This window comes from Pseudoalteromonas sp. SD03 (assembly GCF_040937955.1).
Taxonomy (GTDB): domain Bacteria; phylum Pseudomonadota; class Gammaproteobacteria; order Enterobacterales; family Alteromonadaceae; genus Pseudoalteromonas; species Pseudoalteromonas tetraodonis.
The window spans coordinates 456922-472081 of the sequence record NZ_CP162515.1 but is presented as its reverse complement, the minus strand read 5'-3'; the positions used below and the strand labels follow the sequence as shown (position 1 = coordinate 472081).

Genomic DNA, 15160 nt, shown 5'->3' with positions numbered 1-15160 from the left:
GATTAAAATGATATGACTTTTGTTTCAGCATCAAGCATTTTTTTAGCTATGTGGGGAGGTAAAGCAGGGGTAATACCTTCAATCAAATCAGTTTTTTTAACACCTTTATTAGGTAGATAAAGAGCGCAAACTTGAACTGTTCCCCCCATTTTTATAATGTTTTTCATTAAGCTTTGTGGGCTCATATTTTTAGGCTTTAGCTGTGTTAAAACTGATTGAGGAGCATCGATCAGTGCAATATCGCCGGCTTGCCCACATAAAAGGATATTGACCTCAGCACCTTGTTTTAAAGCTTGTAATGATAAAACCATACCCATTAACTGAGTTTGTGTGTTGTCAGATGTTATAAATGATAAAAGCTTAGGTTTAGTGCCTGCCTTATTATCGTCTGCAAAAGCACTGAAACTAATAGTAGAAGCCAATAATAAGATGACTGTTAATATTCGCATAAAATTTACCTTTTTTAATTCAGTAATTGAGGGCACTTGTTTTTAATTACACTCTCTGGTTCCACGGCATCAATGCTATAATTCTTGCTAGACCACAAAAACCGGTTGCGCCAGCAACAAACAAGCCTGCTGCAATAAATATTATTGGCCAAATGAAAGCGGTCGAAATTGTTAAAGAAAGAGCACAGAACACTAAAATTAGAGTACTTATAGATAATTGAACTTGACGATCTAGTGGCAAAATTGATTTTTCACCTTTACGAACATTATATCCTTCATTGACCCACTCATTTATGCCTCCGCTGATATTGTATATATTCAAATCTGGGTTATGGGCAAGTAACTTTTCACACGCACTTTTACCACGACCGCCTTTTTGGCAATATATTATATAAGCGCTTTTCTCATGTTTAATATCTTCTCCTTTTAGTTTACTCAAAGGGAGTAATTCAGAGCCCTCTATGTGTGAAGTCATGTGTTCTGCTGGTTCACGAACATCAATTATTCCTACATCTTCCCTTTCAATTAACATGAAAGCTTCATTTGCAGATATTTCTTTTGGTTGCATTTTTTAATTTCCTCATGAAATAAAATTATTTAGAACAAGCTGTACTTTATATTAGATTGTTCTAATATAAAAGGTGAATACTTTACTAAATTTATAAAATTGAGTTTTACTTTTCGAGGTTGGTAATCTTTTTTAACTCTTAAAGCTTACTTTTTCATCGATAATATTGATTAAGTTAATCTGTTTTTTGATATTGCTTTTAGTTATATGCTTATGCGATATTGATCTTGTCAAAACGATAAACATCAATTAGGAGAATGTTATGACTGAACAAAATGAAAGACAATTACAGTTCCCACAATTAAACAAGCCAGCACCTGCATTTAATGCGAAGACAACTCATGGTAATCGTACACTTGAAGATTACAAAGGTAAGTGGTTAGTGCTTTTCTCGCATCCAGCAGACTTTACTCCGGTATGTACTACCGAGTTCATGGGTTTCGCAAATGCAGCAGAAGAGTTTTCAGCGATGAATACTGAATTATTAGGTTTATCGATTGACAGTATTCATGCGCATATTGCTTGGGTACGTAACATTGAAGAAAACTTTGGTGTGAATATACCTTTCCCAATTATTGCAGATCTTTCAATGGAAGTGGCTCATGCTTACGGCATGGTTCAACCTGGTGCAAGCGATACTGCAGCTGTACGAGCTACGTTTATCATTGACCCTGAGGGGGTAATGCGAGCGATGGTTTATTACCCAATGAGTAATGGTCGCTCAGTAAATGAATTTTTACGTTTAGTTAAAGCACTACAAACAAGTGATGAAAATTCAGTAGCTACACCAGAGAATTGGGTAGAAGGCGAACCAGTTATTGTACCACCACCGCATACCGTTGAAGACGCTGCTGGTCGTAAAGATAAAGGATACGATTACGTTGATTGGTACTTTAGTAAAAAATCTCTTTAATACTGTTTAATGAAACGTTAGCCCAAGGATTTCTCCTTGGGCTAACTTCGAGGGAATATTTATGAAAACAAACTATGAGATACAAGAATTTCTTGATCAAGACAGTGAAACATTTAGCTATGTCATTTTTGATAAACAGACAAAGAAAGCTATAGTCATAGACCCTGTATTGGACTTCGATTATAAGTCTGGCCGCACTTCAGAGGAGGGGGTTGAGAAAATAGCGAATTATATTAAGAAAAATGAGCTAAATCTTGAGTGGGTGCTAGAAACCCACGCACATGCTGATCATATTTCAGGTGCTCCATTCTTCAAAAAGGTATTTGGTGCAAAAATTGGGATTGGTGAACATATTAAAACGGTCCAAAAAACATTTAAAACGTTATTTAACCTAGAAAAAGAATTTCTACCAAATGGAACTCAGTTCGATAAATTATTTAAAGATGGTGAAATATTTCATATAGGTGAACTTACTATCCGAGTAATGCATACACCTGGGCATACACCTGCCGACTTGGCGTATTTAATTGATGAAAGTGTTGTATTTGTTGGAGATACAATTTTTATGCCGGACGTTGGAACTGCGCGTTGTGACTTTCCGGGTGGGAGCAGTTCACAGCTTTTTGACTCGATAAAAAAAGTATTGGCTTTGCCGGATGAAACAACGATTCAAGTATGCCATGACTACCCAAACGAAGATCGAGATTATCGCCATAGCGTAACGGTTAAAGAGCAAAAGGAGTCTAATATCCATGCCAACAATAGCGTAATAAAAGAGCAATTTATAGAAATGCGTGAAACACGTGATAAAACGCTATCTATGCCGCGCCTTATTTTGCCTGCAATTCAACTTAATGTGAGGGCTGGTAATTTTCCACCTGCAGATAATAACGGTGTAAGTTATTTAAAAGTACCACTAAATCAGCTTTAAAATTATAGCTACTTTTATAGTTAATCTATTTTACAAGAGCTCAGAGGGAAGAGTAATGTTAAAAAACTACTTAGTTTTAATTTTAATCATGGGTTTTACTCCTTTAGCTGTAAATTCAACATCACTTGGTGAAAATAATAAAAGTGTATTGGAGCAAGAAGCACAAAAGCGAATAAAAGAATTCTCGAGCAGTTTAAAGTCGCAGTTAAAGTCAGCTATCAATAAAGGAGGGCTCAGCGCTGGTGTTAAAGTGTGTAGTGAGCAGGCACCAAAAATAGCTGAGCAGTTGTCAACTGACGGTTGGTCTGTTGGTCGTACTAGCTTACGCACCAGAAACACCAGCAATACGGCTGATCAATGGGAGCTAAAAACACTGATTGATTTTGAAAAACTCAAACAACAAGGTATTGAGGTTAATACATTGGCAAAGTCGAGTTACGATGAACAAAGTTTTCGTTACATGAAAGCGATACCAACCGGCGGTTTGTGCTTGGCTTGTCATGGCTCCTCAGTCAAACCTGAAGTCAAAAAAGTTATTCAGCATTATTACCCTGAAGATAAAGCAATTGGATTTAATGTGGGTGATATTCGCGGCGCGTTTACACTAATAAAACAATTAAAAGCAACTAATTAATGTAAACAGTACTGAGGTTAGTATTAGCACAATGAATTTTTTATTATATATTTTATTTGAGAGTTGATTTTTTGATCAGATCAAATATAATCCTTATATTAAAATTTAAGGTGCATATATTAAAATGGAATAAAGACTATTAAAAGCCTTTTACTGTTATGAATTACTGGTGAGTTAAATAAATTTTATTCTGCTAAGGTCAATAGATCAGAGCGTAATTTTTAAAATATTAGGAATGGATATGGAACTAGATCCACTTTTACTATCTCGAATACAGTTTGCGTTTGTTGTGTGTTTCCATGCAATATTCCCTGTCTTCACTATAGGCTTGGCAAGCACAATTGCTGGCTTTGAATTCTTATCATTTAAAACGGGTAATCCAATATGGCAAAGGCTCTCTAAATTTTGGATTCAAGTTTTTGCAGTCGTATTTGGTATTGGTGTTGTATCCGGTATCGTCATGTCCTTTCAGTTTGGAACTAACTGGAGTAACTTCTCCTATGCAACCGCAAACTTTTTGGGTCCAGTACTGAGTTACGAGGTTGTGACTGCGTTCTTTTTAGAGGCTGCCTTCTTAGGTGTACTATTATTCGGTAGAGATAAAGTGCCACAAGGTGTTCATCTATTCGCCGCCTGTATGGTTGCGTTAGGTACATTTATATCTTCTTTTTGGATACTTGCAGCTAACTCCCTTATGCAGACGCCTCAGGGATTAGAATTAGTAAATGGCATTTATCATGTTTCTTCATGGTCTGAGGCATTGTTTACTCCCTCGTTTGGATATCGCTTTCTACATATGGCTTTGGCTTCTTTTTTAACTGCGGCATTGGTTGTAGCAGGCGTAAGCGCATGGTTCCTGCTTAAAAACAGAGAGTTTGAAGCTAACCGAAAAGCGCTTTCAATCGCATTATGGTTTTTACTTTTCTTAGCTCCGGCACAAGCGCTTGTAGGTGATTTTCATGGAATTAACACACTTAAATATCAGCCTATGAAAGTAGCTGCAATGGAAGGTAACTGGGAAACACAAAAAGGTGTTCCACTGTTACTATTTGCAATACCTGATAAAGAAGAGCAAACAAATCATTTTGAAGTAAAAATTCCAAAACTAGCCAGCTTCATTTTAACTCATGACTGGGATGGTGAAGTACCAGGCCTTAAAGAAGTGTCCAAAGAAGAGCAGCCACCAGTATTTATTGTATTTTGGTCGTTTAGAATCATGGTTGCGCTTGGCTTTTTAATGATAGGGTTTGCATTGTGGGGCTTAATCTTAAGAAGAAAAGGACAGTACTATAAATCGCCTTTATTTTTAAATGGCTTAAGATTAATGAGTTTAAGCCCGTTTTTTGCTGTTTTAGCTGGTTGGATAGTAACAGAAACTGGCAGAGCGCCTTGGTTGATTTATGGTCAAATGACCCATGCGCAAGGACTAACCCCTTCACTAACCGGCGGTATGGCACTATTTACTTTAGTTGGGTATATCATCGTTTATTCACTCGTATTCAGCTCTGGTGTTTACTACTTATTAAAAGTGTTTAAAGGCGGAATAGAAAAGGCGAGTGCACCACATGAGATGGATGAAATTGAGCGCCCTATGCGTCCGTTTTCTGCAGCACATGTTGCTATCGATGAAAAGGAATAAATTATGGAACAACCATTTGATTTAACCATTATTTGGGCAGGCATTATTGGTTTTGGGATCATGATGTATGTATTAATGGATGGTTTTGACTTAGGGCAGGGGATTTTATTTCCCTTTGCCCCAAACGAAAAAGCACGCGACAAAATGATGAATTCAGTCGCCCCTGTCTGGGATGGAAATGAGACTTGGCTAGTACTTGGTGGTGCGGGTTTACTTGCGGCATTTCCACTGGTTTATTCTGTTTTTTTACCTGCACTATATATAGGTGTTTTTTTATTACTGGCTGGACTGATTTTTAGAGGAGTTGCATTTGAGTTTCGTTTTAAAGCAAAAACGTCAAAACATTTATGGAGCTGGTCATTCTCAGTAGGTTCTATTGTTGCCTCATTTGCTCAAGGAGCGGTCGTTGGTGCTTATATACAGGGCTTTGAAACAGAGGGTTTTGTGTATTCTGGTGGCCCGCTTGATTGGTTAAGTGTATTTACCATATTGACCGGATTAGGATTGGTTGTAGGTTATGCATTATTGGGAAGTACTTGGCTCATAATGAAAACTGATGGTGAAGTACAAGAGTGGGCTTATAAAATTACGCCAAAATTACTAGTCGCATTTTTAGTTATGTTTGCAATTGTATGTGTTTATACCCCTTACATCGATGACAGCGTTATGAGCAGATGGTTTGATGAGATAAGCTTGTTATGGATAATTCCTGTTTTAGTGATTTATTGTGCTTACGTTGTTTATCGTTCAGTTAAAAAGCAAAGTGACGGTATGCCGTTTGTAGCAACAATGGGTATTTTCTTGTTTAGTTACATAGGCTTATTAGCCAGTAAATGGCCATATATTGTCCCACCTAAGTTTACAATTTGGGACGCTGCTTCGTCGTATAATTCACAGTTATTTTTACTTATAGGGTTTCTTTTTGTTATTCCTATTGTATTAGGTTATACAAGCTGGAGTTACTGGGTATTTAGAGGAAAAGTTAAGGATACTGGTTACCACTAGATGCTTAAAAAAAATAAACCCGCCAGTGAGAGTCCAGCTCTCACTGGCAAGCTGTTTTTAAAACGCTACAGTAAAAAACAGTCATTTTTACTTTATGCGGCTGTATTGTCAGGAACAGCCTCTACGTTACTTCTTTTAATTCAGTGGGTTACTTTTAGCTATTTAGCACACAGCCTATTTATTGAAAAAGCACAATTAAATGACTTTTATAGCTCCTATATATTGCTCTTTGGTTCATTAATCGGCCAGCCATTGTTTACAAGACTACAAGTTCATTTGAGTCAAAAAGCCAGTGTGCTGATCAGAAATGATATTCGGCTATCAATTTTAGCTAAATGGCGTATGTCGAGCCCTTTGGTGTTAAAAAAACACTCTGCAGGGGCCTCTGCAGCTCAATGGGTAGAAGAAGTTGAGTCTATGGATAGTTACTTCTCTAGATATTGGCCGCAGCAAAATTTGGCTATTATATCTCCTATTTTAATATTAAGCGTTATCGCTTGGCTTGATTGGCTATCGGCATTGCTTTTACTTATTTCTGCGCCTCTTATCCCGTTATTTATGATTTTGGTGGGAATGGGCGCGGAAAAAGTTAATCAGAAGTATTCATTGATCCGTCAGCGTTTAGCTGGTCATTTTTTAGATAGAGTGGCAAATCTTGATTATATTAAATTATTGCGCTCAGAAAGTGCAATTTATGATGAGGTTAAAGTTAATAGTGAAGGTTACAGAACCGTTGTAATGAAAACGCTTAAGCTAGCATTCTTATCCTCAACGGTATTAGAGTTTTTTACAAGTGTCGCGATTGCTAGCTTGGCAATCTATATTGGCTTTTCTTTATATGGGTCAATCGATTGGGGACCTGCAAGCAGTCTTACTTTATTTTCAGGGTTGGCAATTCTTACTTTAGCACCTGAATTTTTTCAACCACTTAGAAATTTAGCCGCATTTTACCATGACAGAGCGACTGCTTTAGGCTCTGCTAATAACCTTGTCTTATTGCTTGATAGCGATGCATGTGATGAAAAAAGCACTACAAGTAATAAGTATTATAAATTAAGTGCATCTGATAGTGATTCAGAGCAACACATTGCGGTTAGATTGCAAAACTTAGTCATTGGATACAACCAGAAGTTACCACTTCCTCATACAATTAATATTGATATACAACAAGCACAAATGTTAAGTATTACGGGGCCTTCGGGTGCAGGTAAGTCAACACTTTTAAACACACTTGCAGGATATACAGCACCGATAGCGGGCACCATGAGTATTTATCCGCAAGCAGCACCCATTGCGTACTTGCCTCAAAGAGGGTGGATAAAAAATGACACCGTTTTTAATAATTTAAAAGCGTTAGCACCTAATGCCACAAAAGAGCAGATGTTTGATGCGCTTCGAATTGTTGGTCTTGATAAAGAGTTATTACAAAAACACACGGGTTTGAATACTCTTATTGGCGAACATGGGCAAGGTTTATCTGGCGGGCAAATTCAGCGTATTAGTATTGCAAGAGTATTATTAAACCCAGCACCATTGATTTTATTAGATGAACCCACTTCTAAGTTAGATAGATTGAGTAAAAAATATATTATCAGTGCGCTTAAAATACTTAAAAAAGAGCATATATTAATTGTCGCCTCGCACGACCCATTACTTTTGAATATTGCTGATGCCCATTTAGATTTATCAATAACAAGCACAGAGGATGACAATGAAGTATTGGTTTAAACTTTTATACCAAAGTCAAAAAAAACGTCTATTTTTAGGTGTTTTCTGGGCTCTATTAACTGTTATTTCAGGTGTGAGTTTATTAATGGTATCGGGCTGGTTTATCACAGCAACTGCATTAACTGGTATTGCAATAGGCTTGGGCATTACTTCTATATTAAATTTATATATACCAGGCTCCGGTATTCGTTTTTTTGCATTAAGTAGAACGATCTCTCGGTATATAGAAAGAATTTACAACCACGATACTATTTTAAGATTAATATCTGTTTTTAGATTATCTCTTTTTAATAACCTTTCAAAATCAACCATCGAGCAGTTGAGAGCTCGTTCTGATAGCGAATGGCTTAGTAAGCTAACGGTTAACTTAGATTCACTTGATAGTTTACTTCTTCGTTATATTGTCCCGCCAATTATTTCAGTATTACTGATCACTATATTAACTGTATTTACTGGCTTTATTTGGTTGGACTTTGCATTGTATTTTGCTTTGTTTTTACTATTTAGTATTACCTCAGTAATTGCAATAACAACCAAGTTTACAGCTAAGCTTTCATATAAATATGCCAGTATGATGGACCAGTTTAGGCAAAAAATAATTGAGCACTTAAGTGGCGCATTTGAGCTAAAGTCAATAGGGCTAATGCAACATCATGAGCAGATTATCATTGACGAATTGGCGTTATTTAACTCTTTGCAAGAACAGCTGAATGCAAGAATTGCTAATGTTCAGCTAATTTTTGATTCATTATTAAATATTGCATTGTTTGTTGTGGTTGTGAGTGCTTTTTTTGCAGTTAATGAACAGCTGATAAGTGAAGCACAAGCAATTATGCTCGTAATGATGCTGATAGGCACCTATGAGGTTATTCAAAGTTTACCTAACCATTTTAGCTCTTGGGGGCAGACTTCTTTTGCTGCGACAAAACTAGCAGCTTTATCCAGTTCTAATCCATCAAGTAAATACAAAGAGATTAAGTCCCTAAGCGATATTCAAATTGATATAAAAAATCATAATAAAATAGCTAAAAGCTTAGATACGCCTCTTAGTTTATCTATAAAACAGACCCAGTGTGTTTCAATTATTGGCCGCTCTGGTACTGGTAAATCAACGTTTGCTAATTTGTTAATGGGTATTGAAAGCATTGATTCAGCTCATGGAGGTGTTTACATTAACCAAATAAACCTGCAAGAGATAGCATCTAATAGTTGGTATAAAAAAGTGAGCTACCTACCTCAAAGTGATGCCATTTTTTCAGGAACACTTGGTTATAATTTAATATTAGGTTTAGATGGCATTTCAGAGGGTGATATTTGGTCAGTTCTAAAAACAGTAGAGCTATACGATTGGGCGATTAATTTACCTGATGGTTTAAATTATTGGTTGGGTGAAACCGGAGGTATTGTCTCTGGCGGACAGGCAAGACGTATTTGTTTGGCAAGATTATTACTTCGAAGCCCTGAACTAGTTGTTTTAGATGAACCCTTTAGTAATCTTGATGAATCAATGGCGTGTCGAGTATGGGCTAATATGGCTCCTTGGTTAGCTAAAAAAACAATTGTGTTGTTAACTCATGAAACCCCTCAATTTTTAAGGAATAAAACTGCTGATTTAGTAATATCGCTTGATTAATTTATGTAAATTTTAACTTGTTGATTTTTGATGACTGACAAGTATAAGTTTTGAATGAAGTCTATACTTAAAGTTAATATTTAATTGAATAAGTCGAAATGCTCTATAACTCAAGGTTAGATATTAGGGTCTGTTGACCTTTGCGGATTAAAATTTGTTCAAACTAGGGGCGGTTTAATCGCGGCGCGAGGTTTGTAACCTAGTGGGCTAAGTCAAAACCAAGCAAAGCTTCCGCGTCCTGCTCACGCCCCTTACCTACATCCATGTAGGCAACAAAGAGTAAATCGTTCCTAGGCAGAACCCTTCGGGCAGCGCCTGTTTGGCATTGATGCTGCGTTATCGCCTATTTATGGGGAATAACCACACCACATAGGCTCTGCCTTGCCTAAATACGAAACAGACTGCTGCAAATTTAACCTTGAAAGATCAACAGACCCTAACGTAATTAGCTTTTTCTTCGTTCATAATATGAAAAAACTAAATATCAAAAAAAAATTTTTTTAGAGTTAATTGAGGGCTTTAATAATACATAGTTAAAAGTAAGTTTAAATTAATACTTACTTTTAACCTAAGCTCTAATCCCAGTCCTTTTGCGGGGACAGGACAAGCATTTGTAACAAGAATCTAACTAATTTTTATGCTACTTTTTTGTATTCATTTAGACCGCCTGCAATGTATTTCGCATTTACATAACCCATATACCTGAGGGTGGCCGCCGATAATGCCCCTCGGTTATTTGCATTGCAGTAGCATAATATTTCAGTATTTAAATCTGGGAGCTTAGATTCTATGAGCATTTCCAATTTCCCCCGACTTATATTTAATGAGCCTGTAATATGACCATTTGCATGTTCATCAGGGTCTCTTATATCAAGTGCTATTGCCCCCGATGCAATCAACTTATTGACCGTATTGGCTTCTACTTTTTCGACTTGAGTTTGGGCTATATTTGCCAAGTTTTGAAATTTTTCAGTGTATTTCATAGGTCACCTTTTAGTTATAAAGTAGTAAATTTAAAATATTAGATAGGATATTTTTCATAAAGCCTCTCGCTTTTAATTTTCAGCTCACAGCAATACGGCTGGTGTGAAGCTTATTGCATTGGTTTTACCTGTTAGTTTTAACGCTTTTGATTAATATTCCACCGAGGTAAAGTGCAACCCCAAAAGCAACATGAGATACAATTACCTTTGTAATAACAAACATGGGGTTGGGAGTTAAGTAACCGGCAATACCCATTCCCATACCCGGTTGCATGATTAAATAAGGAATAACAACGGTAACCATACCTATGATTATTGCAGGTTTAAACATTGGCTTTTCAAGCCATTTTAATCCAAATACAAGGAGTAGAAGGGCAGCAAATACAATACCTATAAAATAATGGCCTAACCAGCCAGCTAATAGCTCATAGGGCAGTGCTGGAGATGCTTTTATAGAAGCATGGTAAAACTGACCATCAAGCATATAAAGCATCCACCGGCCTATAAATTCATATTTGGTCAACGGGGTATCAAATAGGTAATGTCGACTCCAATTCCAAGTATCTAACATTGCAGTTGCGAGAGTACCTAATATAATTGAATAAAAGCTGAGCTTGACGAGGTATTTCATTTTAATCTCCAAAGGGTTATATCAAAGGAATCGATACAGATAAACGAACATTTCGCCCCATTCCTAATGTGTAACCTTTATAAGTATCTAAAAAATTTCGATATGATTTATCAAAAAGGTTATCTATTTTAAGTTGAATAAAAAAAGGCTTATCAAGCAACAGCGAATCTGCCGATGCACTAATCCCAAAAAGTCCATAGCTTTTAGTTGACGCGGTTCCAAAAGGTAAATCATCGTATTGGGAGAATGGCTCATAAGCCCCAGCTGACTGTTTATCTGCATAAAAAGAATAGTTAGCGTTGAGCTGTAGATTTTTTGCTAGCTTGGTATCGTCAAACAAATAATTCACTGCAATGTAGCCACTATCCGCGGGCATCATAGGAAGTTCTTCAGTTGTTTGCGCTAACTCACTATTAATCCATGTATAGTTTGCTTCGACGGACGTTTTTTCATTAATCTTCCAATTTAGTTCAGCTTCTACACCATCTATAGTGGCGTTGTTTTGTTTTTGAACGTATATGGGGAGCGAAGAGTTATGATCAAACGATAAGGAGTTTGCTTGGTATATATAGTCGTCTATTTTGTTATGGAAATAGGTTATTGTACTACCTAGTTTATTTCCTAAATAAGTTAAGCCAATTTCTTTATTTAAGGAATATTCTTCTTTTAGTTCAGGGTTACCTATTTGATATGCAGCCACACCACCATGAACACCATTTGCGTAAAGGTCGAATATTGAAGGAGCTCTAAAACCTCGTGCAACCCTGTTCATCAATAGCCATTGGTTGTCAAGCTTCCATGTTATACCAATTGATCCACTCAGTGCCTGCCATTGGTGTTCTGTAAAATCATTAACCCATGCTTGTTCTTTATTAATAGCTTGTTGTTTTATTGAGTCATAGCGAGCACCGAACTCAGCTATATATAGATCTGAGTCTAATACTTCATATAAAAATATCGCTTTGGAATTATAGTCAGCATCCGGTACAAGTGTGCCGATTGAGGTATTCTGATTTTTACTAACAAGCTCAGTGCCAAATTGGCCCTTCCAACCATGTACTTGTGGGTGATTGAGTGAAATAGTGGCTTGCTTTCGCTCTAAAGAGATAGCTAAATCTTTATTATATTCCGTTAATTGTTGATAGGAAGCGCCTGTTACTGCATCCCTCTCATTCTTTTGTAGACTTAGTTTAATATTAGCTGACCACTCAGATAAAAATTCATAATTTAAGTTTGCTGCAAAGTTTTCGTTGCGTAACTTTTGACCTGTAGGAAGGCCATTCGGTTGTAAGAAGTTTTGATCGTTATTCCAAATATTTATGCGAAAATCCGCATCCAAGTGGTGGGCAGAATACCCTATGGCAACATCAGCATTTTTAATATTGAAGTCTGTAAAAGGAATTTCACCTGTAAACTTCGGGGCATTTAGTGTTTGTGAATCGTAATAAGATTGAGTGTTTGGTGTTTTGAAATTATCAGCCGCAGACTCCGTTAAAGCTGCGTTCCAGCCCCATCGGTTTGAGCCACCTGACAAACTAAGATTATAATCTTTTTGTGAATTATTCGTTTGATAGGATAGCCCTAAATTAGCATCAGAAATAATGTTATCTGCGCCAATGGGAATATCGCTGCTTATTAAATTAACAACGCCACCTATTGCATCTGCACCATATAAGACACTCATCGGCCCTTTTACTAACTCTATTCTTTGGGCCAGTACAGGTGTTAAACCTGGAGGATGACGAACACCAAACTGTAAAAAGTCTTGCGCCACTGAATTCCATAAAATTTTTATTCTATTTCCACTCAAACCTCTGATCACTGGCTTCCCAGACTGGCTGCCTGTTGATATTGAGCTAACACCGCTGTAACTGGCTAATGAATCACCTAAAGATAAAGTCTGTTTTAAGCTCTTTTCTTGCCCATCTAGTATTTTTATTGCTGCTGCAGAATCAAGAACCTTAGTAGCGAAAGGAGAAGCGGTTACAGTTATTCGGTCTATTTCTGAATAACTATGCTTGTCTTGATTTGCAAATAAAGAATTAGAAAACAGCAGTAAAAAAAATATCAATTTAATTTGATTCATACTTAGCCCTTACAAAAAGTAAGATGTTATATTATATCTTAAAAATTAAATTGACAAGGTTGGGTTTGTTTGTTTTAAACATTAGTGTTGTCTAATGTTGATTTTTATTCATATAAATCAATGGCTTTAATGTTGATAAAAATTATTTCGCTGGCTGATTTTCCATTATCTTAAAAATAGATTGCGTGATTCACCTTTTTTAATTAGACATATTCCCTCTCAGTTGTTATAACATTTAATTATATTATATTCTTTTTGGTTTGAGGTTTGCGGTATGGTTATTCTTGGATATTTAATGGCCGTTTTTATGGGGCTAATTCTTGGTGTTATAGGGGGAGGGGGTTCAATACTTACAGTTCCTATACTTGTTTACCTAATGGGAATTTCACCAGATATCGCAACTGGATATTCATTACTTTTAGTTGGAGCTACAGCTGCATTTGGAGCAATTCGATATTTTCGTGAAGGGCTAGTTGACATAAAAGCTTCAATACTTTTTGCGATACCGTCAATTGTAGCTGTATATCTTACTCGTGCTTTTTTAATGCCAAATATCCCTGACGACATACTTTTGTCGCCCATACATATCACTAAAAATACAGCGATTATGGTTTTATTTGCCATCTTAATGTTGGCATCGGCTGTAATGATGTTACGTAAAGCGTATAAATCTCAAACTGTAACTAACTCCGCACCTGCTATCTCAAACTCTAGTTCTAGAGTTGCTTTAATAATGACTGAAGGCGCTGTAGTTGGTTTAGTGACAGGTGTTTTAGGGGCTGGAGGTGGCTTTTTAATTATACCTGCACTTGTTTTGTTTTTAGGTATGCCGATGAAAAACGCGGTTGGTGCTTCACTTTTTATTATTGCGCTTAAATCATTACTCGGATTTGTTGGCGATTTACAAGCAGGTATTTCTCTCGAAGTGCCGTTGCTTCCACTTATGCTCGTTGCCACCTTTATCGGTATGGCTATTTCAACAAAAGTAGCGAGTAAATTAGACGGTGCTTCATTGCAAAAGTTCTTTGCCTTTTTCACTTTGATAATCGCCATTTTTATTATTTCTAAAGAGTTAATCTAGAAGGAAAAAACTATGAACGTTGAAACATTTTACGACACAACAACCGCTACTTTTACTTATGTTATTGTTGATAAAGCAACAAGTAAGTGCGCTGTTATTGATTCTGTACTTGATTATGACGCTTTTTCAGGAAAGTCATCAACTGTTAATGCAGACAAAGTGATTGAGTTTATTAATAGCAACAATTTACAGAATGAATGGATTTTAGAGACTCATGTTCATGCAGATCACATAACAGCTGCCCACTATCTAAAAACAAAGGTTGGAGGAAAAATAGGCATTGGCAGCGGTATCAAAGAAGTATTAGATACTTGGTTACCTGTATTCGAAATGTGTGATGACACGCCAAGCGATGGAAGTCAGTACGATGTATTATTTGAAGAAGGTGATACATTTAATATTGGTGATCTTAATGTAACCGTTTGGCATACACCGGGTCATACACCTGCTTGCGCAAGCTATTTAGTTAATAACTCAATTTTTGTCGGTGACACCATGTTTGCACCCCACCTTGGGACTGCTAGATGTGACTTCCCAGGCGGTAGTGCAAAAGATTTATATAATACAATCCAGCGATTCTTTACTTTGAGTGATGATACAAAGGTTTACTTAGGTCATGATTACCCTAAAGAAGGTTCATCACCACTCTCTTGTATTTCAATTGCTCAAGCCAAATCTGAAAATGTTCAAGTCTCGCCAAGTGTAACAATGCAAGAATACATTACCAAGCGTGAAAAAAGAGATGCGACATTAGCAGTGCCTAAATTACTACTACCAGCAATTCAATGTAACTTGAGAAATGGCCAATTTTTAATATCTGAACAGACAGGCAAACCTTTTATTAGAGTTCCTGTTAATTCAATATAGTTGGAGAGATGT

14 protein-coding genes are annotated in these 15160 nt (G+C 36.6%); 9 read left to right on the top strand and 5 right to left on the bottom strand.

The features are described 5' to 3' along the window. Nucleotides 1-2: 2 nt before the first annotated feature. The gene (locus ABZP26_RS18525; RefSeq protein WP_138687053.1) at nt 3-449 is read right to left on the bottom strand and encodes a hypothetical protein; all 447 of its coding nucleotides are present in this window, start codon (nt 447-449) and stop codon (nt 3-5) included. A gap of 46 nt (nt 450-495) precedes the next feature. Next, nucleotides 496-1017, bottom strand: a complete 522-nt coding sequence (locus tag ABZP26_RS18520) for a rhodanese-like domain-containing protein (RefSeq protein WP_058155756.1) — start codon at nt 1015-1017, stop codon at nt 496-498. Between the two features lie 262 nt (nt 1018-1279). Here ABZP26_RS18520 and ABZP26_RS18515 point away from each other — a divergent pair, with 262 nt between their 5' ends. The 7 genes from ABZP26_RS18515 to ABZP26_RS18485 all read left to right on the top strand — a co-directional run bounded on the left by ABZP26_RS18515 (nt 1280) and on the right by ABZP26_RS18485 (nt 9500). Next, complete coding sequence (locus tag ABZP26_RS18515; RefSeq protein WP_016899624.1) at nt 1280-1930, top strand: peroxiredoxin; 651 nt, start codon at nt 1280-1282, stop codon at nt 1928-1930. A 61-nt stretch (nt 1931-1991) separates the two neighbouring features. Further along, nucleotides 1992-2861: an MBL fold metallo-hydrolase gene (locus ABZP26_RS18510; RefSeq protein ID WP_138687052.1), complete on the top strand. Its 870-nt coding sequence runs from the start codon at nt 1992-1994 to the stop codon at nt 2859-2861. Between the two features lie 55 nt (nt 2862-2916). After that, on the top strand, nt 2917-3495 hold the full coding sequence (locus ABZP26_RS18505; RefSeq protein ID WP_368485647.1) for a DUF3365 domain-containing protein: 579 nt from the start codon (nt 2917-2919) through the stop codon (nt 3493-3495). A gap of 241 nt (nt 3496-3736) precedes the next feature. Beyond that, entirely contained in the window at nt 3737-5134 is a 1398-nt protein-coding gene (locus ABZP26_RS18500; RefSeq protein ID WP_016899621.1) for a cytochrome ubiquinol oxidase subunit I, read from the top strand. A 3-nt stretch (nt 5135-5137) separates the two neighbouring features. Further along, nucleotides 5138-6139, top strand: a complete 1002-nt coding sequence (cydB, locus tag ABZP26_RS18495) for a cytochrome d ubiquinol oxidase subunit II (RefSeq protein WP_016899620.1) — start codon at nt 5138-5140, stop codon at nt 6137-6139. Further along, nucleotides 6140-7867, top strand: coding sequence for a thiol reductant ABC exporter subunit CydD (cydD, locus tag ABZP26_RS18490; RefSeq protein WP_368485646.1), 1728 nt, complete (start codon nt 6140-6142; stop codon nt 7865-7867). After that, nucleotides 7851-9500, top strand: a complete 1650-nt coding sequence (locus ABZP26_RS18485) for an amino acid ABC transporter ATP-binding/permease protein (RefSeq protein WP_016899618.1) — start codon at nt 7851-7853, stop codon at nt 9498-9500. Before cydD ends, ABZP26_RS18485 begins: the two co-directional genes overlap by 17 nt. Nucleotides 9501-10135: 635 nt before the next feature. Here ABZP26_RS18485 and ABZP26_RS18480 read toward each other — a convergent pair. The 3 genes from ABZP26_RS18480 to ABZP26_RS18470 form a co-directional block, all read right to left on the bottom strand. Next, complete coding sequence (locus ABZP26_RS18480; protein ID WP_016899617.1) at nt 10136-10483, bottom strand: rhodanese-like domain-containing protein; 348 nt, start codon at nt 10481-10483, stop codon at nt 10136-10138. A gap of 124 nt (nt 10484-10607) precedes the next feature. Continuing rightward, entirely contained in the window at nt 10608-11114 is a 507-nt protein-coding gene (locus ABZP26_RS18475) for a DUF2938 family protein (protein ID WP_016900093.1), read from the bottom strand. Nucleotides 11115-11130: 16 nt separating this feature from the next. Continuing rightward, complete coding sequence (locus tag ABZP26_RS18470) at nt 11131-13200, bottom strand: TonB-dependent receptor plug domain-containing protein (protein WP_368485645.1); 2070 nt, start codon at nt 13198-13200, stop codon at nt 11131-11133. Nucleotides 13201-13474: 274 nt separating this feature from the next. Between ABZP26_RS18470 and ABZP26_RS18465 the strand changes: the two genes are divergently transcribed. Both ABZP26_RS18465 and ABZP26_RS18460 read left to right on the top strand, forming a co-directional pair. Further along, nucleotides 13475-14281, top strand: a complete 807-nt coding sequence (locus ABZP26_RS18465) for a sulfite exporter TauE/SafE family protein (RefSeq protein ID WP_020476975.1) — start codon at nt 13475-13477, stop codon at nt 14279-14281. A 12-nt stretch (nt 14282-14293) separates the two neighbouring features. Continuing rightward, nucleotides 14294-15148, top strand: coding sequence for an MBL fold metallo-hydrolase (locus tag ABZP26_RS18460; RefSeq protein ID WP_016900097.1), 855 nt, complete (start codon nt 14294-14296; stop codon nt 15146-15148). The last annotated feature ends 12 nt before the right edge of the window (nt 15149-15160 follow it).